The sequence below is a fragment of the Bacteroides oleiciplenus YIT 12058 genome, assembly GCF_000315485.1.
Classification (GTDB): Bacteria; Bacteroidota; Bacteroidia; order Bacteroidales; family Bacteroidaceae; genus Bacteroides; species Bacteroides oleiciplenus.
The window spans coordinates 327,176-347,458 of record NZ_JH992945.1; the positions used below are offsets into that span (position 1 = coordinate 327,176).

The 20,283-nt window shown below is 43.0% G+C and carries 20 protein-coding genes; 6 read left to right on the plus strand and 14 right to left on the minus strand.

Going from position 1 to position 20,283, the window contains the following annotated elements; genetic code table 11:
* Positions 1-128 precede the first annotated feature (128 nt).
* The gene (locus tag HMPREF9447_RS24185) at positions 129-551 is read right to left on the minus strand and encodes a pyridoxamine 5'-phosphate oxidase family protein (RefSeq protein WP_187389047.1); all 423 of its coding nucleotides are present in this window, start codon (positions 549-551) and stop codon (positions 129-131) included.
* Between the two features lie 88 nt (positions 552-639).
* Entirely contained in the window at positions 640-1,515 is an 876-nt protein-coding gene (locus HMPREF9447_RS24190; protein ID WP_009132305.1) for an AraC family transcriptional regulator, read from the minus strand.
* A 199-nt stretch (positions 1,516-1,714) separates the two neighbouring features.
* Here HMPREF9447_RS24190 and HMPREF9447_RS24195 point away from each other — a divergent pair, with 199 nt between their 5' ends.
* Complete coding sequence (locus HMPREF9447_RS24195; RefSeq protein ID WP_009132306.1) at positions 1,715-3,100, plus strand: alpha/beta hydrolase family protein; 1,386 nt, start codon at positions 1,715-1,717, stop codon at positions 3,098-3,100.
* A 24-nt stretch (positions 3,101-3,124) separates the two neighbouring features.
* Here the strand turns inward: HMPREF9447_RS24195 and HMPREF9447_RS24200 are convergent, their stop codons facing one another.
* The 5 genes from HMPREF9447_RS24200 to HMPREF9447_RS24220 form a co-directional block, all read right to left on the minus strand.
* Positions 3,125-4,126 carry an aldo/keto reductase gene (locus tag HMPREF9447_RS24200; RefSeq protein ID WP_009132307.1) on the minus strand — a complete coding sequence of 334 codons (1,002 nt, stop codon included), beginning with the start codon at positions 4,124-4,126 and terminating at the stop codon, positions 3,125-3,127.
* Between the two features lie 81 nt (positions 4,127-4,207).
* Positions 4,208-5,113 (minus strand): helix-turn-helix domain-containing protein, encoded by a 906-nt coding sequence (locus HMPREF9447_RS24205; protein WP_009132308.1) that lies wholly within the window; start codon positions 5,111-5,113, stop codon positions 4,208-4,210.
* 120 nt (positions 5,114-5,233) lie between these two features.
* Positions 5,234-5,809 carry a hypothetical protein gene (locus HMPREF9447_RS24210; RefSeq protein ID WP_009132309.1) on the minus strand — a complete coding sequence of 192 codons (576 nt, stop codon included), beginning with the start codon at positions 5,807-5,809 and terminating at the stop codon, positions 5,234-5,236.
* Positions 5,799-6,269, minus strand: a complete 471-nt coding sequence (locus tag HMPREF9447_RS24215; protein WP_009132310.1) for an RNA polymerase sigma factor — start codon at positions 6,267-6,269, stop codon at positions 5,799-5,801. Before HMPREF9447_RS24215 ends, HMPREF9447_RS24210 begins: the two co-directional genes overlap by 11 nt.
* 3 nt (positions 6,270-6,272) lie before the next feature.
* Positions 6,273-7,106, minus strand: coding sequence for an alpha/beta fold hydrolase (locus HMPREF9447_RS24220; RefSeq protein WP_009132311.1), 834 nt, complete (start codon positions 7,104-7,106; stop codon positions 6,273-6,275).
* 349 nt (positions 7,107-7,455) lie between these two features.
* Between HMPREF9447_RS24220 and HMPREF9447_RS24225 the strand changes: the two genes are divergently transcribed.
* Positions 7,456-8,586 carry an OmpA family protein gene (locus HMPREF9447_RS24225; RefSeq protein ID WP_009132312.1) on the plus strand — a complete coding sequence of 377 codons (1,131 nt, stop codon included), beginning with the start codon at positions 7,456-7,458 and terminating at the stop codon, positions 8,584-8,586.
* Between the two features lie 111 nt (positions 8,587-8,697).
* Here HMPREF9447_RS24225 and HMPREF9447_RS24230 read toward each other — a convergent pair whose 3' ends face one another.
* The 4 genes from HMPREF9447_RS24230 to HMPREF9447_RS24245 all read right to left on the minus strand — a co-directional run bounded on the left by HMPREF9447_RS24230 (position 8,698) and on the right by HMPREF9447_RS24245 (position 12,500).
* The gene (locus tag HMPREF9447_RS24230) at positions 8,698-9,333 is read right to left on the minus strand and encodes a SagB/ThcOx family dehydrogenase (protein ID WP_009132313.1); all 636 of its coding nucleotides are present in this window, start codon (positions 9,331-9,333) and stop codon (positions 8,698-8,700) included.
* A 67-nt stretch (positions 9,334-9,400) separates the two neighbouring features.
* The gene (locus tag HMPREF9447_RS24235; RefSeq protein ID WP_009132314.1) at positions 9,401-10,102 is read right to left on the minus strand and encodes a flavodoxin; all 702 of its coding nucleotides are present in this window, start codon (positions 10,100-10,102) and stop codon (positions 9,401-9,403) included.
* Positions 10,103-10,145: 43 nt separating this feature from the next.
* The gene (locus tag HMPREF9447_RS24240) at positions 10,146-10,748 is read right to left on the minus strand and encodes a flavodoxin (protein WP_009132315.1); all 603 of its coding nucleotides are present in this window, start codon (positions 10,746-10,748) and stop codon (positions 10,146-10,148) included.
* Between the two features lie 57 nt (positions 10,749-10,805).
* Positions 10,806-12,500, minus strand: coding sequence for an alpha/beta fold hydrolase (locus HMPREF9447_RS24245; protein WP_009132316.1), 1,695 nt, complete (start codon positions 12,498-12,500; stop codon positions 10,806-10,808).
* A gap of 147 nt (positions 12,501-12,647) precedes the next feature.
* Here HMPREF9447_RS24245 and HMPREF9447_RS24250 point away from each other — a divergent pair, with 147 nt between their 5' ends.
* A complete protein-coding gene (locus HMPREF9447_RS24250) occupies positions 12,648-13,550 on the plus strand; it encodes an AraC family transcriptional regulator (RefSeq protein WP_009132317.1) in 903 nt (300 codons plus the stop codon).
* A gap of 76 nt (positions 13,551-13,626) precedes the next feature.
* On the opposite strand, the gene HMPREF9447_RS24255 is transcribed toward HMPREF9447_RS24250, so the two are convergent.
* The 3 genes from HMPREF9447_RS24255 to HMPREF9447_RS24270 all read right to left on the minus strand — a co-directional run bounded on the left by HMPREF9447_RS24255 (position 13,627) and on the right by HMPREF9447_RS24270 (position 16,152).
* Positions 13,627-14,379, minus strand: a complete 753-nt coding sequence (locus tag HMPREF9447_RS24255) for an N-acetyltransferase (protein WP_009132318.1) — start codon at positions 14,377-14,379, stop codon at positions 13,627-13,629.
* Positions 14,380-14,654: 275 nt separating this feature from the next.
* Positions 14,655-15,644: a GyrI-like domain-containing protein gene (locus tag HMPREF9447_RS24265; protein ID WP_009132319.1), complete on the minus strand. Its 990-nt coding sequence runs from the start codon at positions 15,642-15,644 to the stop codon at positions 14,655-14,657.
* A gap of 1 nt (position 15,645) precedes the next feature.
* The gene (locus tag HMPREF9447_RS24270) at positions 15,646-16,152 is read right to left on the minus strand and encodes a hypothetical protein (RefSeq protein WP_009132320.1); all 507 of its coding nucleotides are present in this window, start codon (positions 16,150-16,152) and stop codon (positions 15,646-15,648) included.
* 167 nt (positions 16,153-16,319) lie between these two features.
* Between HMPREF9447_RS24270 and HMPREF9447_RS24275 the strand changes: the two genes are divergently transcribed.
* From HMPREF9447_RS24275 to HMPREF9447_RS24285, 3 genes are read left to right on the plus strand one after another with little or no spacing between them, the layout of a single operon-like run.
* A complete protein-coding gene (locus tag HMPREF9447_RS24275; RefSeq protein WP_009132321.1) occupies positions 16,320-17,648 on the plus strand; it encodes an SWIM zinc finger family protein in 1,329 nt (442 codons plus the stop codon).
* Positions 17,635-19,113: a DUF5691 domain-containing protein gene (locus HMPREF9447_RS24280; protein WP_009132322.1), complete on the plus strand. Its 1,479-nt coding sequence runs from the start codon at positions 17,635-17,637 to the stop codon at positions 19,111-19,113. Before HMPREF9447_RS24275 ends, HMPREF9447_RS24280 begins: the two co-directional genes overlap by 14 nt.
* Before the next feature lie 12 nt (positions 19,114-19,125).
* Positions 19,126-20,205 carry an ATP-binding protein gene (locus tag HMPREF9447_RS24285; protein ID WP_009132323.1) on the plus strand — a complete coding sequence of 360 codons (1,080 nt, stop codon included), beginning with the start codon at positions 19,126-19,128 and terminating at the stop codon, positions 20,203-20,205.
* Positions 20,206-20,283 lie beyond the last annotated feature (78 nt).

Below are 20,283 nucleotides of genomic sequence, written 5' to 3' on the forward strand. Positions count from 1 at the left end.
TTTTATACAATATGTCAAAGAACACTTGATTCTTACTTTTTACACAACCTCCCAGGAGGAGGAGAATTGAGATAGTTTTGCTTATCATTTGTTTCATTTCTAAACTGAACAGAGCACGACTTAGCCAACTACTCAACCGCAAAGCTTTCCGATTTAAAGTTACTATAATACCTCCCGGAAATTGCCGTAAACTTCAGGACACAATAATCCGGGTCTGTCACACCTCCCGGATAATACATGGTATCGCCTTCCTGCCATATCATTTCCTTACTGGCGTTGTCCGTCAGCACTTCCATTGTACCGCACAACATCACTCCCCTGAAGAATCGCGTATCACAAAAATAAATGCTTGCACGATTATTCTTCCGGTATTGTGCAACACGCATCGACGAAGTATTCGTGGTCAGATAGATAACTTTTATCCCCTCCCTTTTCCGAGGCTGTAACATAGCTTTGATATTCGGAAACCCCTCTGCATCTATCGAACCGATGAAAGCGGTCTTCAACTTATCAATCATACCTCCTACTGTTTTCTCTGCATCTCTCATCATTTCATTATTTTATTGGTTATTGTTGCGGCAAAGATAAGCACGACACAGAACATCAATGCAATAAAAACAAAGGGAGAAATAGCACTTTTTACGGTTTATACAGTTTCCGGTAAGCTAATGGTGTCTCTCCCGTACACTGCCGGAAACAACGCACGAAATAGGCAACGGTGGAGAAATGAAGTTCAAATGACAGATCTGATATGGAAATATCGGTGTAGATAAGCTGCTTTTTAGCCTCATCCATAATCTTATTCAGGATATATTGTTTGGTGCTGAGGTTCATTGCCGAATTCACAATCTCATTCAGATAGTTGGGAGTAATACAAAGCTTATCCGCATAAAAACGGACGGAATGTTGTTCTTTCAGATTCGCTCCAACCAGCTCTACAAATCTGCTGACGTGAATGCTGCCGGCTTCCTTATCCTTCTCTCCCCGAGATAGCATATTCAGATACCCCCGGTTCAGCAGCATAAGGGCTTCGTAAAGCAATGCCCTCAGCACATGCACGTCATTCTGCTTGTACAAACCTATCTCTGCCTTTATATCATGCAGAAGCTGCATCATGCGCTCATAAAGTTCATCCATCAAATGGAGTTTAGAAGCTGTCTTTTCCAGATTGAAGAACGGGAGATGTTGCACAAACAAAGGGTCTTTGAAGAAGGAAGACAAGAACTCATCTTCGAAAATCAGCGCATAACCATCTGCAATATGATTCGTATCCCAATTCCGTATTTCGCCGGGTTTGGAGAAGAATACATCGCCGGGAATTGCTTCACATATCTGATTATCAATAGAGAATCTCCCCTCTCCTTCCGTAATGAAAGTAATGTCATAATAAGTCAACGTATGCACAGCCCCTTTAGCCAGAAACCGCTTCACGTATTTCAGTTCCACGACATCCACTAAAAGTTCACTCCCATACTTATGCTTATAAAACGTATACCGGGGGATTGATTTCTTCATTTAATAATCTTTTGCTACGAATAAACTCTTACCATGAAATTACAACCCGCAAATATATTGATTCCCGCCATAAATCCACTTGCACACCTGATTTAAAATTATGTTTTTCACATCTGCCGGTGATATTTAGAATGAATATTTATTCCCTTGTCATTTCTTTTACTAACTTTGACAATCAATACATATAAAAACTACTCTGATGAAGAAACAGTTTGCCTTATTACTAATGGGAATATTTGTTCCTGTTTGCATCTATTCCCAGGATATTTCAGGTACATGGAACGGGAAACTATCACTCCCTACCGGCTCACTTACCATTTGTTTCAATCTGCAAAAGACGGAACAAGGTTATACATCCACCTGCGACAGTCCGGATCAGGGAGTTAAGGGTATTCCTACAGAATCAACCCTTTTCAAAGATTCGGTACTAACGATTCAGATTCCCAATATACATGCCTCTTATAAGGGAAAACTCGGAGCGGACAACAAGATATATGGAAACTTCACACAAGGCATTCTATTGAAATTAGATTTGGAAAAAGGAGAATCCGCCAAGATTAACCGTCCGCAAGAGCCTCAACCGCCTTTCCCTTATAAAGTGGAAGACATAACCATTGAAAATCCACAAGTCGGCATCACACTTGCCGGAACATTGACTTTGCCTGAACAAGGGAGTAAATTCCCGGCAGTAGTATTAGTGACCGGTAGTGGCCCGCAAAACAGGGATGAAGAAATCATGGGACACAAACCTTTCTTAGTGATTGCCGATTATTTAACCCGCAACGGAATAGCCGTTCTGCGCTGCGACGACAGAGGTGTCGGCAAGTCGAAAGGAGTATATGCATCTGCCACGAATGAAGACTTTGCCAGCGATGCGGAAGCTGCTTTCCAATATCTGAAAAGCAGGAAAGAGATAAATTCCAAACAGATAGGAATCATTGGGCATAGCTGTGGGGGAACTGTTGCTTTTATGCTGGCTGCCCGGAATAAAGAGGTGGCTTTTATCGTTTCATTGGCAGGTGCTACCATTCAGGGAGACAGCCTGATGCTGAAACAAAGTGAAATGATTTTCAAATCCAGCGGTATGCCGGATGCTGCATGGGAATTGACTAAACCCGTGCTACGCACCCGCTACGCTTTATTAACCCAGGATAAGAGTGCAGAAGAAATCCGGAAGGAATTGTATGCCAATGTTGTGCAAACACTTTCTCCCGGACAACTACAAGATATCAACATCATGAAACAGGCAGAGGCTCAAATGAACTCAATGCTCTCCCCCTGGTATTTGCATTTCATGAGATATGACCCAACTTCCGACTTAAAGAAGACCAAATGCCCCGTCCTGGCTCTCAATGGAGAGAAAGACCTGCAAGTAGATGCCGACATAAACCTCGGAGCCGTGGAACAGTGGGTGAAATCCAACGGAAACAAACAAGTCACCACTAAAGAATATCCCGGCCTGAACCATCTGTTTCAAGTGTGCAAGACTTGTACTATCAACGAATACGGACAACTGGAAGAAACAATAAGTCCGGAAGTTCTGAAAGATATGTCAGACTGGATTCTCAAATTGAAGAAGAAATAAATATCCGGAGGTTGCCCCCGATGCTTATTTACCTACAAACTTGAATTCACGCTCATTGTATCTGTCACCGACATTGGGGTACTTCTTCAACAGATGTTCTATGTCCGCAATATCTTCGGCAGACAAATTCATATCGGCAGCTTTTGCATTCTCTTCCAGATACCGGAGGCGTTTGGTTCCCGGTATAGGAATGAGATTCTCACTTTGTGCCAATACCCAGGCTAAGGCAAGTTGTGCAGGAGTAATCCCTTTCCCCACTGCGATTTCCGCAAATCCGGCAGATAATTTTTGATTGTTTTCCCAATGTTCGCCATTGTAGCGGGGCAGATGCTTTCGGTAATCATCTGCTCCCAGAGTTTCCACGTGAATTGTATTAGTCACCAGTCCCCTGCCCAACGGTGAAAAAGGTACCAGGGTAATCCCCAATTCTTTTGTCAATGGCAATATTTCCTTTTCTTCATCACGAGTCAGCAAAGAATACTCACTCTCAACGGCTGCAATGGGGTGCACGGCATTAGCTTTCCTCAGAGTTTCGGGAGAACACTCGCTCAGTCCCAGATAACGCACCTTGCCTTCTTTCACCAACTCTGCCATCGCCCCTACCGTTTCTTCAACAGGAATAGACGGATCTATCCGGTGGGCATAGTACAAATCTATCGTCTCAATCTTCAACCGCCTGAGGCTTTTCTCCACCGCCTGCCGGACATATGCGGGAGAACCATCCACATAGCTCTCGCCTCCGCCAAACACGCTGCCTTTCTCATTACGCAACCTGAAACCGAACTTCGTTGCAATAAAAACTTGATTTCTCTTTTCGCACAGCACTTTAGAGAGCAGTTCTTCATTAGCTCCGTTGCCATAGACATCCGCCGTATCCCAAAAGTTCACACCAAGTTCCAGGGCACGATACAACGTTGCCATACTCTCTTTCTCATCCGCCGTGCCATATGCGGCACTCATCCCCATGCAACCCAATCCTATTGCGGACAGTTGCACATCCGTTTTACCTAATTTTCTATACTTCATAATCTTTATATTTAAGTCGATGCAAAATTAGGCGATAGTACACGGATGGATTAGCACTATTCAAAGCATCATTTATACAAATCAAATAGTTGCCTGCTCCCGCACTTTGGTCGGTGACTGATCGGTATGTTTACGATAGAATTTACTGAAATAGGAAATAGATTCAAAACCCAGGCTGAATGCTATTTCAGATATGGAACGATTAGTATGCTGCAAATATTGGGTAGCTTCTTTGATGACTCTTCCGGCAATCAGTTCGGATGTCGTTTTTCCGGTAGTCTCTTTAACAACCTTATTCAGATGGTTGACGTGTACGGACAACCGGTCGGCATAATCGGCAGGAGTATGCAAAATCAGTGCGGCACGGGGGTAATCTACCGGGAACTGTCTCTCTAATAGTTCAAGAAACAATTCAGCAATGCGTTGCGAAGCATTCGGGTGCGATTCATACTGATTGGTATCCTGCATCTTCACAGCCGTATGTATCAATAAATGCAGATAGCACCGCAAGACATCAGGCTTGCCTGCATAATCAGATTGCAGTTCTTCCTGCATCCGGGCATATATGTTTTGCACATTCGCCAATTGCACTTCATCCAAAAAGAAAACCTTATCACCCGTCAGCCTGAACAAAGGCGTATTTGCTAAAGAGCCGTTCTTCTCTTCCGTTCGTACAAACTGCTCATTAAAGATACAAAACATTCCTTTCTGTTCTTCACTGACAGACTCCCACGCATAAGGCACCAAGGGATTAGAAAATAACAAGGCAGGACGGTCCACAAATATCCATTTATCAGCATAATACAATTTTCCCGTACCCATAATCAGAGTCACCTTATAGAAATCCCGATAACTGAATTGCACCGTCCCGAAGTTACATTGCCGGGAGAAGAGATTGAAGTATTCTTTCTCTTTGGAATAAACGGCAGCCGGCTTCGGGTCGTAGCATTGTATTCTCTTATAGAACTGAGGAATTGTTTCAGGCATAACGCATATCTGTTTTGCTACAAATTTACAGATTCTTCTTTAATTCTACCGCAACAGAATAGACTAATAGTGCTCTTTATATCAGTATTGGAGAATTAAAAGCTATACAGGTTCTGAAATTCATAAGAGTCTCTTTATTTGTTTTATCAAGTCTTCCATCTTTCGCTTATTCTTTTCAATCATTCTCGGCCGCAAAAAGAACCAGTTAAAACCGATCCATAAAAGTACAACAGAATATGCTGCCACACCGAATATTAAAGACCTGTTTAAAGTATATTCATACATATAGAGTCCAATTCCTGCGGACAATAAAATGAAATAGAGGTTCATCAGTTTAGTCTGCATGATATATTCCCTGCTTCTAACCTCAAGCAAAGCATTCAGGTAATCCATATTCGACTGTTTTTCGTCTATTTTCCTATATAATGAAGTCAAGCCATTATTAAAAACGAGAACCATTCCCATTGGCAGAACTGACAGTATAATTCCGATTTTGGTACTCATCAATTGTGGTTTAAAGTGCACCCAGATAAAGATGATAAAAAGAATGGTAAGCAGTAAGACCACATTGAGGATGATCGTTCTCCTGATTCTCTTTTTTCTGAAACTTTCTATTTTTCCAAATATGTCGGACTGGTCAACAACCGGAACCATTTGCTTGTTCCACAACTCCCTAATATCTATATCATTTCCCATACTCTTTAATTTTCTTTGTTAACAACGCTTTTATACGATGGATTTTCACTCGGATATTGCTCTCGGACAATCCTACAATTTGCGCAATATCCGATTGCCTGACATCTTCCAGTTCCAACGAAATAATGATACGGTCTATCTCTGGAAGTTCGGCTATAGACTTATACAATATGCGGATCTGAGGTTCGATATCTACAACCTCCTCCTCGGGTAAATCAACAGGTAATTCGGTTGAAACGATTCGTTGCTGCCGCTCCAATTGGCGAAGGCAGTTGTTGGTTGCAATACGGAATATCCAGGTGCTGATATTGGCTTCATTCCTGAAAGCAGGCAGATGTTGCCAGACTTTGATGAATGTGTCCTGAGCCATATCCTGCGCTAAATTATAGTCGTTTACGTATCCCATACACAAACGGAATATTTTGCTCCAGTATTCCTTATATATTACTTCAAATTCCACTTCTTATTCTTTAATGAATTCTCTTATCTGATTCATAAACCACTCTTTATCATCAAACATCACGAAATGCAACCCCTTATTAGCATATGCAAACTGCACTGTAGACAGATTCTTATATTGTTCTTTTATGACCGTTTCTATATTCCTAAAATGAGGTTCCAGTAAAATCAAAGAAGGAACTGTTATGCTCTTTATCCGTTCTCTCAAATCCGTGTTCGAAAAATCGCAATACATTTTAGCGAATGTTTCCCGGTCGGACTTCAATCCCCAACTTACGATCTCATCGAATTTCAATGAATCAGTAGTAAGACTTGCAGTACTCATTCTTTGCATCTGGACGAACTGTTCTTCATTCATCGCGGTAATCCGGTTAATCATCTCCGAGCAATCCTTAGCAGGAACCGACTTAAATTCCGGATTACTCAGAGCCATTAAACAAGGTAAAGCATCCACTACTACTATTTTCCTGGCAAGATAAGGAAAATCAGCCGCAATTGCAAGAGCCAACCCTCCTCCCATACTATGACCAATAAGAATCGGCTTTTCCATTTTCTTATCTTTTATAAACCAGGCTATCTGCATTTTCCAGCTCTCAAATGAAGGGTTCTTTTCCGGTACAACCCCTGAAAAGCCTGCCATCGTCAAAACATAGCAAGTATAATCCTCCTTCAATACCTCAACAGTTTCCCTCCAGACATCTCCCGAACAGGCAAACCCGGGAATAAATATAATGGCCTGCTTTCCCGTTCCTGATTTAATTACTGAAAAGGAATAGTCTTGTGCAAGAGCTAAAGAGGAAGCAAGAAATGCCACTAAGATAAAAAATACTTTTTTCATTATCATTCATTTTTAGATTTACCCTTTAGATACAAGAGGCTTCAGAATGTTACAGAAACGGCTAATTTATTTTCAGACCATCTCAATTCCACCAGTAAATTAAGATATGAATGATGAATAGTTGTTAATTCCATTTTAAGATAATGAACTATTTTTTCAAAAATAATGTTGTTGTAAATAAACAGCAGACTTAACTATAAATCAAAGAAAACTGAATTATGAAAAAGAGATTCCATCAGTTCTATTTATTTTAAGCAAAGTGCCTGTTTTTCGACAATTTAAACCAAAACTATTAACTCCTGAAAGGAGATAAACCAGTCAGGATATATAAAATTTAATTATTTTAATTATGAAAAAATCAATTATTCTATCAGTTTTTGTAGCAGCAGCACTCACAGCGAATGCTCAGACTACCGTACAAGGCAGCAAATTCACAGACAATTGGTCTGTAGAACTAAAAACCGGTATAATAACTCCCGTAACCCACAGTGCATTCTTCAAGAATGCCCGCCCGGCTTTGGGAATTGAGTTTACCAAACAACTGACTCCTGTTTTCGGATTGGGAGTTCAAGGTATGGGATATATAAATACCACGAATAGCAAAACTGCTTTCGATGCTTCCGACCTTAGCTTATTGGGTAAAGTCAACTTGATGAACCTGTTCGCAGGCTATACAGGCACTCCTCGCATATTCGAAGTCGAAGCCGTAGCCGGTGCGGGATGGTTGCACTACTACATGAACGGCCCTGGAGATGTGAATTCCTGGTCCAGTCGTTTCGGAGCGAACTTCAACTTCAACCTTGGCGAAAGCAAAGCGTGGACTATTGGGGTGAAACCGGCACTAGTATATGATATGCAAGGTGACCACAACCGGAGCCGCTTCAATGCAAACAATGCAGCATTTGAACTAACAGCAGGCGTAGCCTACCACTTCAGCGGCAGTAACGGAAGCCATCACTTCACTTTGGCAAAACTATATGATCCAGCCGAAATCAGTGAATTGAACGGTACGATCAATAACTTACGCCAACAGGTAAATGAAAGAAATAATGTGATAAACGATGCTACCCAGACAATCGGCGGTCTGAAACAAGAACTCAACGAATGCCGCAATGAAGCAGCCAAAGTTGTTGTAGTGAAGAAAACAAACCTGATTCCGGAATCCATCATCACATTCGGACAAGGCAGATCTACAGTAGATGCTTCACAATTACCAAACGTTGAACGTGTAGCTTCTTATATGAAAAAGTATACAAATACAGTAGTTACCATTAAAGGATACGCTTCTCCGGAAGGCAGTGCCGAAGTGAATGCAAGAATTGCCAATGCACGTGCCGAAGCTGTGAAGTCCATCTTGGTGAAGAAGTACAAAATCAGTCCCGACCGTATTACAGCCGAAGGTCAGGGAGTGGGCGATATGTTCACAGAACCGGATTGGAACCGCGTTAGTATCTGTACCATTGAAGATACAAATAAATAAGGCTAAAAAATAAAGTGGACTAAATTCATGTGAATATCCCACTTCACAAAAAATGAGGAGCAAAATCAACATTAGTGTTGTCTTTGCTCCTCATTTCTTTTATTCATCTCATCATTTAAAGTAGCCCACAGGGTGATTCAGCATAGGAATCTGAGCGTCTTTCAGTTTTAAGACCTTCTTTAGCTGAGCAGCATCCATCGAACCACGTGGCACTGTAGCCAACTTGGCAGCAGAGCAGAACAAAGAGATATTCTGCGAAACAATACCAACATCCATAGCTCCCACCATTTGATTCTGTGCTTTTTGAGCATCACCAAAACGGGAAACATCACTAACCAGTACCAAAGATACCGGAGCCGCTTTCACAAAATCTTGTCCACCAGCAACCGCATCGCGATGATCTCCTTCGGAAACCAGAGTTAACTGATGATTTTTTGCGTCGTACAAATAGCTCCCTTCGGGCAGTATCACATACACATCTACATCCTGTTTATTCAAAGCCGACGGAGCTGTCCGTTTTCCAGACTCCGGACGGTTGATTCCGTTAGCAGCCCATAACAGATCCGACAAGTCAGCAAGACTCAATGCCTTCGAAGCATATTCGCGTGTAGACTGACGTTCAGACAATGCTTTCATTACCGCACCGGCACGATTCAAATTGGGCTTTGGTAATTTAACGACTTTATCAGCAGCAGAAGCAGCCACTGAAAGCACTAAACAAATTAGCAATAGTTGTACTTTTCTCATAACTGTGGTATTTTTTAAGTTATGAGGCAAATATAATCAAAAAAGAGAGTGTACCCAAATTAAGAATCTATTTAGCAGCAACAAAACCTAATTCTTGCAACCATTTCAGTACACGCGGTTTTGCATCTTCCACGCCATTTCGTGAGACAGGTAACCCCTTCACTACTTTTGCATCCTTTTCCAGTCCGACTATAGTCTTCAAAGCCTGGGAGAAACCACTTCCACCATGTGTACAGAAAGGAACAATCGTTTTCCCACTGAAGTCGTATTCTTCAAAGAAACTATAGAGAGGCATCGGCATATCATACCACCAGTTGGGAAAGCCGACGAATATCACATCATAATCTTTCAGGTTCGTAATGTGTGTAGCCAATTGGGGACGAGCCGCAGATTCTACTTCCTTTTTTGCAGCATCAATCAGTTCCTTGTGTGTGCCGGGATAGACATGAACAGTCTTGATGGCAAACATATCTCCACCAGTTGCTTCACTGATGATTTTGGCTATATATTCGGTATTTCCATATAGATCACCATTTACAATCACGCGACTGGCACCTGCTACAGCATCCACTCCGTCTGTTTCGGGTGAGGTGAAGTATGTCACCAGTATCTTACCATTACTTCGGGGTATGGATTCAGCTATTTCTGCCGTTTCCACTATTTCCGTTGCACTATCAGTACATTTCACGGATACAGAATTTGCAAAAGCGAGAGAGCAGCAAATCAGTGCTGCCAATACTCCGAGGGATAAATAATATTTTTTCATCATATCTACTTTTTTATACTTTTTCAATTAACAGGTTATACTTCCATCAGTTTGCAGCTAACATACCTATTTCATGCAGCCAGTTTTCTACACCGCTTGTACTTCTGGTAGAACCGAATGCCCGCAAATGGACAGAAGCGGATGTCACTTCATGAATCTTATCTACTGATTGCTGGAAGTAAGTATTGGCGCCATAGGTGAAAAAGGGAATAATGGTCTTCCCCTCTAAATCATAGCTTTCAAGGAAGGTACAGACTACCATAGCAGGGTAATGCCACCAGATAGGACTGCCAACAAAGATTATATCATAATTATCAAGGTTTTCAGGCAGATTACTTACTTCCGGACGTCTGTTATTGTAGGCTTCATCCTGTATGCGATCAGAGTCATCATAAGGATTACTTGCATAAGGCTCTAAAGCTCGAATGCGATATGTATCAGCACCGATCAACTCTGCAATGCGGTTAGCTACACCACGAGTAGTGCCGGTCGCCGAGAAGTAGGCTACCAACATTTTAGTTTCGGCTTCTCCCGTATCTATTCCATTCGAATCAACATCTTCCGTATCTTCTTGAAAGTCATCACTGGAACATGCCTGCATGCCCAACATTACCAATAACATAAATGGTAATAAGAATAAAGTTTTCATTTGTTTACTGTTTTATTGAAAGAAAAAATTATTAGCAGTTTTCATCTCATACGTACATCATTTCAAGTACTCTTTATAAAAAGCATCCAATTTGGGAAGCGTTATTTTCATATATTCCGGGCGGTCATACAAATCTACGTGCGATGCACCGGGAACAACGAACAGCTCTTTCGGTTCGGCAGCCTTGCTATAAGCATCTTCACTGAAATATGCCGATACCGCACGTTCACCAACAATAAACAGTAGCGGACGCGGTGAGATGGTTTCAATCTGTGCAAAAGGAAAGAAATTCATCATTGGTGCCAGACTGGTAAAGGTATAATAACCGGTTGAACTGGGATGCTGACCGCGAGGCGTGCGGTAATAATCGTAGAACTCACGAGTGTTCTCCGTATCTCTATCACTGACCGATTCGGGAATGGCACCGATGTCACGTCTTTCGGCTCCACCAAACTCACGGGTACGCTGCTCACCGATTTCATCCAATGTCTTCATGCGTTGGTCATAGCTGATGATATCCCCCAAACCTTGACGACGGGCGCGTCCCATATCATACATACTGAGAGTAGCTACGGCTTTAATGCGATGATCTATCTGTGCTGCACTGACAGAATAGCCACCACCACCGCATATACCTAACACACCGATGCGTTCACCATCCACTGAAGGATAAATACTTAGAAAATCCACTGCTGCACTAAAGTCTTCCACACGCGTTTCCGGTGATTCCATACGACGCGGATAACCGCCACTTTCCCCATAATGGGAAGCATCAAAAGCCAGAGTCACATAACCTAATTCGGCCAATTTGCGTGCATGAAGTCCGGAGGTTTGTTCCTTTACACCGCCAAACGGATGGCCTACTATGACAGCAGGGTATTTCTTATTTGTATCAAAATCTTTAGGCAGATATAAATCACCGACCACATCTATCTGAAAGCGGTTGTGGAAGGTTACTTTCTGCATTCTCACTCCGTTCTCCAATTCTGCTACGGGAGTTCCAGGATTGGTAATCAGTCCCTTCTCCTGAAGTAGTTCATTCAACACAATACGCGCAGAATCTGCCTCATCACGACCGATATTTCTTTCTACAATAGTAAGCAAGTGGCGAAGTTCGTCAGGTGTAATACCAATATTCAGACACATTCCCATGTGCGAACGTATCATTGGTTCTACGCCACCAATGGCCGCCAGTATAGAAACGGTAGTGATTTCCCGTTCCTGATACGTTAGTACATCCCGCTCGAAAATATCGGCAAACAGATGTTCCTTCAGGAACACTTCAATCTCAGGAGCAAAAGCAGCATACCCTGTACGGGGAGCATCAGCTGGTATACCTGTCAGTTTGGAAAGGATTTCTTTGCCGCGATCATACTTGCTACGTTCGTCGGTAACAGGAGATGCTTCACGCCCCATGCGGTCATGGATGTTTTTTGCTTTCCGTTCATCCAGTACACCCATGAAAGTCTGTAAACCACGAAGGCTGCGGGGAAAGCCACAATAGGCATACGCATGTACTAATACTTCTTTAATTTCATTTACAGTCAATCCGGCATCCAAGCCTTCGGCAAGTGCCACCTTCAAATGTTCTAAATCGCCCTTACCCGTATAAGCAGCAATGGCGACCATGTTTTGTTGTTTTTTGTTCATTGCATGTTCAATTTTAGGAGTCTGTGCCAACAAACTGCCACTACAAAAAAGTAAGTAGAAGCTACTGATTGCCAGCATTAAACAATCTTTCAGATACATCATAATCATTAGGGGTTATTCGTTATTATTTTGATATTGCAAAGTTACGGGATTAACAGACGGCAGTAAATAGACAGATTACTGAAATAGGTATACAGATTACTGAAAAAAACATTATATTTGCCACAAAACCTCTAAAACGTACAATATATGGAAGAGATATTGAAACTGGATACAGTAAAGAAATACAATGATTTACTGGGTGTAGAAACAATTCATCCATTAGTAAGTGTCATCAATGCTTCTGAAATTGCACCGCTAAGACATGTACGCAAAAACATAGGTTTCTATGTAATCTACCTGAAAGACATAAAATGCAGCGATTTATTAAAATACGGACGAAAATTCTATGATTACCAGGAAGAGACTTTAGTATTTGCTGCTCCGGGGCAGATTGTGGGAAATAATGATACGGGTGAGTATTTCCAACCCAAAGGCTGGTGGCTGACTTTTCATCCGGACTTACTTCACGGCACTCCTTTAGGAAAGCGGATGAAAGAGTATAGTTTTTTCTCTTATGCCACAAACGAAGCTTTGCATATATCCAAGAAGGAAAGACAACTTGTAATTGAGTGTCTGACACAGATTGACGAAGAAATCAGAAAAAGTAGCGACAAGCACAGCAATCTGATTATTACTTCGACTATAAAATTACTGCTTGATTATTGCACACGTTTTTATGACCGCCAGTTCAACACCCGCAAAGAAGAAAACAAAGATAAACTGGGGCAATTTGAAGAATTGCTGAATGATTACTTCGACTCGGATAAGCCTAAAGAATCAGGAATCCCGACAGTGAAGTATTTTGCAGATGAACTATGCTTATCCTCCAATTACTTTGGAGATTTAATCAAAAAGGAAACTGGTAAATCGGCACAGGAATATATACAGTCTAACATCATCGACAGGGCGAAAGAGTTATTATCCGCTTCAACAAAATCTGTTAGCGAAATAGCCTACGAGCTGGGATACCAATATCCACAATATTTCAACCGTTTCTTCAAGAATGCGGTAGGGTGTACGCCCAACGAATACAGGAAAACGGAAAATTAATAGAAAAACGATGAATGCAGACTTATCATATTGGTATTAACAGCATAAGGGAGTAAAAAAAGCCGGAGCTACATTTTCATTTTTTGAGTATTCTCTTTAAATAGTTGACATCCAACAATAAATTCACAGTTTCAAACTTTCCTTTATAGAACGCCGCCCAGTTATTGAACACACAAGGCAATTCCTTTGCTTTTTGCAACGTATCCACTTGAATTAAAGAGACCGGAACATCATTCACTTCACAATACTGCTTTACGTTCTCAATGCTTTGACAGATATAGGGGCATTGCATATCATAATAAATGGTTAGTTCTTTGTTTTCAACCTCTAATTTCTTAGCATTGGGAGCGAACTCAGGTGTTGTTCCGTCAAAAGAAAGTGCAAGCAGTTCATACCCATTATCGGTAGTATCAACCACCTCAAAGCCAAATTTCTTTGCAAATGATTGGTCAGAAAGCCAGGATTTCTGTTTCTTCGCCCCAAGCATACAAATGCCGGATTTAGCTTTTTCTTTGGCATCAGCCAAGCAATACTCCATCAATGCACGCCCATACCCATTTCCTTTCGGACCACCCGTAACCCACAGGCAATACACATAATAATAGTTGTTGCCAATGATAGGCACCCAAGCTGTTTCAAGAGGAGCATATTCAATGAAGACACAGCCTTTTACGTTCAACTTTCTGAAAACATGCCCTTCCTTCAAGCGTTCTGCAAGCCATTGCCGCTTTGCTTCAACACCTGGATGAGGCTTTTTACTACGGATAATACAGCACAAATGCTCACTGGCAAGGTTTTCTGTTGTTAGGTTTATAAAATCAGTATTCATAGGTATTCTTATCTTCAAATTAGTCATTGTCGAAAGTATTGCAAATATATGTATTTATAATCAGGTACACATATAACCCGTTGATGAAATAGCCAATCTTTTGCCACCATATTGGCAATCTTTTGCCACCATATTGGCAATTTTTTGCCATCGTATTGGCAATCTTTTGCCACCATATTGGCAATTTTTTGCCATCGTATTGGCAAACTTTTGCCATCGTATTGGCAAGACTTTGCCATAGGCTTGGCAAAACTTTGCCACTGCGGTGGCAAAAATCACTTCTTGATTACCGGAATATATACCTCCGTAATGAGTTTTTCCTCTTCTACCTCATCCGGTGAATTCAAATACTTTTCAAAGACCATACTATCTCCAATCTGATACTCACTATTGAAAAGCCAATACCTATATATATAAGTATAAGCATCGGGCAATTGCTTGTATGAACCACATACTGTAAATACAGCGTATACCCCACCCTCTATGGTTTGAACTCCGAAACTTCCGGTAGATTTTAAATGGTCGGAGTTGCTGATACAGACGTAAAAACGTTGCAACTCCGGCGAAGAGATAATGCTCGGTACATCGCGGCAAAAAGAAAAATACCCAGTATTCTCGTCCGGAATACCTTCTTTTTTCACATAGCCCAATAATTTATCCCATGCCTGAGTAAATGCATCAGCATATTGATACGGACTTATAACCTGGGTATATACCACTTCAAAAGGATCCAACTTCCGTATGTCACACGGAATATCAGAGATTCCACATTCACGCCGTTTCACAGGCGTAGTTAAATCCGTAGGCATGCTTCTATATGAAGTCGGCGGAATTCCAAAATACTTTTTGAAGGCTTTGGACAGTGCAAACTGAGTTTGATAACCCACCTGCTCGGCTATTTGCACAAGAGTCAGATTAGTAGTTTGCAACTTAAAGGCTGCCCTCTCCAACCTGATACGCTGAATATACTCTCCTACGGTTTCGTTCATCACAGACTTGAAAATCCGGTGAAAATGGAAGTGGGAAATATGGGCGATATTAGCCAAATCCGTCAGTTCTACCTTCTCCTGTAGATTAGTCTGGATATAATCAATAACCTGATTCACTGGTTTCAAATAACTATAAGAAGTAGACTCTTCCGTGAACTCTCCATTTTGATAGCAATAACTGCAATAATCCTTGTTGAGACTTCTGTCCCTATTAGTGCCGAAATGCTCTAAAGCAGCCATTGCCATTCCGCAACTCTGACATATACATTCTTCCATCTTATTCAGTTTTTCGTGTCCCTAATGCCTTGGCTTCCAATCGCCAGTTTCCATCCTCCTGCTTGCGCACGCGTTTCCAGACGAAAGAAGTATCCGTGATATCTGAAAATATCCACTTCAAACTCTGCCGGGTGATTTCAGTCAGTACAATTTCGTCACCCACCCTACAGGCTTCCAGTCTGACACTCTCTCCCGGTTCTCCCCAAAAAACATCCCATGCCAGAGTGGTGGGATTGAATATCCGGATAGTAGTGCCATAAGATGCATCCGGCTGGATATCCATAAGCCGCTCGGTCCGGGAAGGTACGATGAATACGTCCTGTATGGCCATGCCTTCAAGTACCCACGAGAAAATCCATTCGCCCTTCACACGTCGGGCTTTCGCATCACATAGATGGTCATTCCATTCAAGGTCCCATGCACCCACCAACTTTCCAAAGAAATTATATTCTTCGGGAATCCTGTCGTTTTTATGATTACAGACCAATGCTTTTTCAAAATCTTCCATATTCTTCTCATATTATTGATTACCGGACAAATGTAGACATATCCTGTCAAAACGAACTTATCCAAACTTGCGATTTTACCAAAACTCTTTCCCCGGAAAAGCCGGAAAACAGAAAAAAAACGCTATACTTGCAAATCAAAATATAGTAATAACTGACCCCAATAATCATGTTATTAAATCTAACAGAAGAACAAATCATACAATTAGCCCCGGATGCAGCTTCCGTGAAAGCGGGAAAAGGCTTGGCGACAAAAGCCAAATGGGTATTGCTGGAACACAGCGACCGTGCCATCTGGGGACACTGCCAGGGAAGTGGAAAGACTCCATACCAGACCGTAGTCGATACAAAAAATGTTGCATTCAAGTGTTCGTGCCCAAGCCGGAAGTTTCCATGTAAACACGGATTGGGACTTTTATTTTTGTATGCCGCGCAAACTGATTTATTCAAAGAAGCGGACGAACCGGATTGGGTGACCGCCTGGCTTTCCAAACGGGAAGAGAAAGCGGAAAAGAAAGAGCAGAAAGCCAAAAGCGATGCTCCCGTAGACGAAACGGCGCAAGCCAAACGGCAAGCCATGCGCCATACCAAAGTGCTGAACGGTATAGACGAACTGGAAATCTGGATAAAGGACTTGTTGCGCAACGGGTTAATCAACATACCGGAACGGGCTTATGCTCTTTTTGACGGTATTGCCCGCCGCATGGTCGATGCACAGGCTCCCGGACTTGCCAACCGGTTGAGAAGCATTCAGGAAATCAACTTCTACAATGAAACCTGGAAGTACAAACTGACCGACCAACTCGGAAAGCTTTATCTGTTGATGAAAGCTTATAAAAATCTGGAACAGCAACCGGAAGACTGGCAGAATGAAATCCGTACCCAGATAGGCTACCCGCAGGCCAAAGAAGATGTGCTGGCAGGAGAAGTCATTGAGGACCAATGGATAGTACTCCACAAAAAGAGCCAAAAGGTGAATGAGCTGAACAATGATATTTACTGGCTGCATGGCCAGCAAAGCAACCGTTTCGCCGTTTACCTCAGCTTCACGACTCCCGGCTCATTGCCCGAATACAACCTTGTGCCCGGAAGCATCTATCACGCCAAACTCTGTTTCTACAAAGGAGTAGGCAACCTGCGCGCACTGTTCAAGGAGTGCGAATTATCCGGTGAGACATACGTTCCGCATTTTTGCAGCAACCTGCAGGAAGCCGCAAGCCGATACAGGGAAACGCTGCAAGTTAATCCGTTTGCCGAAAACGTACCTATATTGGTAGAGAACATCAGACTGTCCGTACAAGGAAAGCAACTGTACATACAGGACGTGAACAACGAACGCATGCCTGTGCAGATGCAGGAAACAACGAAAACAGACATCCTTGCCGTCACAGGCGGAAAGCCTTTTGCCGCTTTCCTGCTGGCGGATGCCAATTGCTGGGAACTGAACACGATGTGGTATCAATCTAACTGTTATATTTGGAGAGATGAACATAACTGAGCCAATCATAAATGCAGCATTACTGGGAACTGCAACCAAAGAATTCACCCCGTCCGGCTTTCCGGAAGCATTGGAAGAGAACTTCCGCCTCCTGCAGGAAAAAGCCGAAGATGCGGAAGCCGCTTTCTATCAGATAGCAGCGTTAACCTTCGCCTATCAGCGTGCCGGAACAGAACCGCAGTCCGCCGAAGAAACCACTGCCATCAGTGAGGCTCCGGAAGACAGTCTGCCTTACTTTGACCGCACCGTCGGTGAAATGCTTGTCCAGATGGTGAACGAACGCAACCGATACCTCTTATTATATGCTTACCGGAAAGCGGTGCAGTGCAACAAGCTGATTCCGCCTTTCTATCTGCGCCCGCTAATCTCCCGAGCCTACGACCGCAACAACCCCGACAAGCACGAAGAACAGTCATTGCTCTCTTTGCTGGCGGGAAACCGTGGTCGCTGGCTACTCCCGCACATGGAACTTCCCGACTGGGGAGACACCGGAAACGAGACTTGGGAAACTGCCTCGCACGAAGAACGGAAGCGAATGTTGCAACGTCTGAGAAAAGAAAATCCGGAACAGGGACTTGCCTTGTTGCAAACCGAATTGAAAAATGAGTCCGCCGCCCACCGTGACGAACTGATACAGTGCCTTCGCATCAACCTGAGCAAGAAGGATGAACCTTTCCTGCAAGAAATTATCACCACCGACCGGAGTAGTAATGTAAAAGAAACCGCCCGCCGACTGTTATGCAGCCTGCCCGACTCCGAGCTGGTAAAGACATACTGCGACTTGCTGCGTGGAAAACTCCGTCATAAGATGCTGCTGGGCTGGTCGTATGAGAAAATCGCTTTTACTCCGGAACTAAAGAAATTAGGACTGGAAGAAGTCAGCCCCAATAAAATGGAGAAGGACGACGAATTTCTTCTGCGTCAGCTTGCGGAACGTGTGCCCCTCAGTTTTTGGGCGGAGTTATACGACTGTTCTCCGGAAAAGGCAGCCGCCAAACTGGCCAAAAAGCCTCCGTTCAGTCAATACTTCAACCTGCGCCGGCCGATAGTGAATTTCAATGATAACTTATGGGCTTACCAAACGCTGAAAGAAGATGCGAGTGAACATTATTTTGCTTCGTTGATAGGATTGTTGACACCTGAACAACGGGAAGAAATCGACTTCCAAACCACAAACAAGAACCTCAGTGCCCTCGACTCCTGGTATAATGAAGACGGAAAGCAATGGGGACCAAAGTTCTCCGCACGGGTGTTGCAGCGATTGTTCCAAAGCGATTATTATTATCCTCCCAAAGAGACCGCAGAACGCTTGGCGCTCTACTTGCCCCGGGAAGTATATCCCCAACTGGAGAAATATACACTGGCAAATGAAGCGGACCACTTCGCAGCCAAATTCAGTAGGTTGATAACTGAATACATGAGAATGAAAGAGAAAATAAATACCATGTTCAATGACAATAAATAATATAAAAACAATATGAGTACCTTACTTAGACAACATGCCGAACAGCAATTCGCAGAAGAGTTGCACGAGCTGAAAAAGAATGAAACAAATTCTGTTCCCGAGAACTGGGAGATGTCTCCGCAATCCGTAGTTACTTACCTGATGGGGGGCAAACTGAAGAACGGATTCGAAGTTTCACCTAAATATATAGGTAACCGTCGCCTGATGGAGATTGCAGTCGCCACACTGGTAACTGACCGTGCGCTTTTGCTCTACGGGCTTCCGGGTACGGCAAAAAGTTGGGTGAGCGAACATATTGCTGCGGCCATCTCCGGCAATTCCACGCTGATAGTGCAAGGTACTGCCGGAACGGGAGAAGAGGCGATTCGCTACGGATGGAACTATGCCCGCCTGCTGGCAGAAGGCCCGAGTGAAGGGGCTTTGGTGCAAACACCGATTATGAAAGCAATGCAAGAGGGCAAGATAGGACGTATCGAAGAATTAACCCGTATCGGCTCGGACGTGCAGGATACACTGATTACGATTCTTTCTGAAAAGACGCTTCCCGTTCCTGAATTGAATAAGGAGGTACAGGCAATACGGGGATTCAATATCATTGCTACTGCCAACAACCGCGATAAAGGAGTCAATGATTTATCAAGCGCTTTGAAACGTCGTTTCAACACTGTTATCCTGCCCCTGCCTGATAGCATTGATGAAGAAATAGATATTGTACGCCGTCGTGTGGAAAGCTTTGAAAAGGTGATGCAGCTTCCGGCAGAGAAACCGGCACTTGAAGAAATCCGTCGGGTGGTTACCATCTTCCGCGAACTGCGCCAGGGAGCCAGCAATGACGGAAAGACGAAACTGAAAAGTCCAAGCGGAACGCTGAGTACGGCTGAGGCTATCTCTGTGGTGAATAACGGTCTGGCTATGGCAGGTTATTTCGGAGACGGGCAGATACATGCCGAAGACCTTGTTTCGGGGATTCTGGGTGCAGTGGTGAAAGACCCCGTACAGGATAAAGTGGTATGGCAGGAGTATATGGAGACGGTTGTGAAGAACCGCGATGGATGGAAAGATATTTACCGGGCTTCAAGAGATATGATTTGATAAGAGTGTCTCAAAGGAGTATCTCAATTCCCCTCCTCCTGGGAGGAGAATGAAGTTACTCTTGTCAAATCATCTGTT

Bases quoted from the DNA above. Each gene is read 5' to 3' on its own strand.
- HMPREF9447_RS24250 (WP_009132317.1), top strand. From the start codon at position 12,648: ATGGAAGAGATATTGAAACTGGATACAGTAAAGAAATACAATGATTTA.
- HMPREF9447_RS24195 (WP_009132306.1), top strand. From the start codon at position 1,715: ATGAAGAAACAGTTTGCCTTATTACTAATGGGAATATTTGTTCCTGTT.
- HMPREF9447_RS24270 (WP_009132320.1), bottom strand. From the start codon at position 16,152: ATGGAAGATTTTGAAAAAGCATTGGTCTGTAATCATAAAAACGACAGG.
- HMPREF9447_RS24185 (WP_187389047.1), bottom strand. From the start codon at position 551: ATGATGAGAGATGCAGAGAAAACAGTAGGAGGTATGATTGATAAGTTG.
- HMPREF9447_RS24240 (WP_009132315.1), bottom strand. From the start codon at position 10,748: ATGAAAACTTTATTCTTATTACCATTTATGTTATTGGTAATGTTGGGC.
- HMPREF9447_RS24225 (WP_009132312.1), top strand. From the start codon at position 7,456: ATGAAAAAATCAATTATTCTATCAGTTTTTGTAGCAGCAGCACTCACA.
- HMPREF9447_RS24220 (WP_009132311.1), bottom strand. From the start codon at position 7,106: ATGAAAAAAGTATTTTTTATCTTAGTGGCATTTCTTGCTTCCTCTTTA.
- HMPREF9447_RS24235 (WP_009132314.1), bottom strand. From the start codon at position 10,102: ATGATGAAAAAATATTATTTATCCCTCGGAGTATTGGCAGCACTGATT.
- HMPREF9447_RS24285 (WP_009132323.1), top strand. From the start codon at position 19,126: ATGAGTACCTTACTTAGACAACATGCCGAACAGCAATTCGCAGAAGAG.
- HMPREF9447_RS24230 (WP_009132313.1), bottom strand. From the start codon at position 9,333: ATGAGAAAAGTACAACTATTGCTAATTTGTTTAGTGCTTTCAGTGGCT.
- HMPREF9447_RS24190 (WP_009132305.1), bottom strand. From the start codon at position 1,515: ATGAAGAAATCAATCCCCCGGTATACGTTTTATAAGCATAAGTATGGG.
- HMPREF9447_RS24210 (WP_009132309.1), bottom strand. From the start codon at position 5,809: ATGGGAAATGATATAGATATTAGGGAGTTGTGGAACAAGCAAATGGTT.
- HMPREF9447_RS24205 (WP_009132308.1), bottom strand. From the start codon at position 5,113: ATGCCTGAAACAATTCCTCAGTTCTATAAGAGAATACAATGCTACGAC.
- HMPREF9447_RS24255 (WP_009132318.1), bottom strand. From the start codon at position 14,379: ATGAATACTGATTTTATAAACCTAACAACAGAAAACCTTGCCAGTGAG.
- HMPREF9447_RS24275 (WP_009132321.1), top strand. From the start codon at position 16,320: ATGTTATTAAATCTAACAGAAGAACAAATCATACAATTAGCCCCGGAT.
- HMPREF9447_RS24245 (WP_009132316.1), bottom strand. From the start codon at position 12,500: ATGATGTATCTGAAAGATTGTTTAATGCTGGCAATCAGTAGCTTCTAC.
- HMPREF9447_RS24265 (WP_009132319.1), bottom strand. From the start codon at position 15,644: ATGGAAGAATGTATATGTCAGAGTTGCGGAATGGCAATGGCTGCTTTA.
- HMPREF9447_RS24200 (WP_009132307.1), bottom strand. From the start codon at position 4,126: ATGAAGTATAGAAAATTAGGTAAAACGGATGTGCAACTGTCCGCAATA.
- HMPREF9447_RS24280 (WP_009132322.1), top strand. From the start codon at position 17,635: ATGAACATAACTGAGCCAATCATAAATGCAGCATTACTGGGAACTGCA.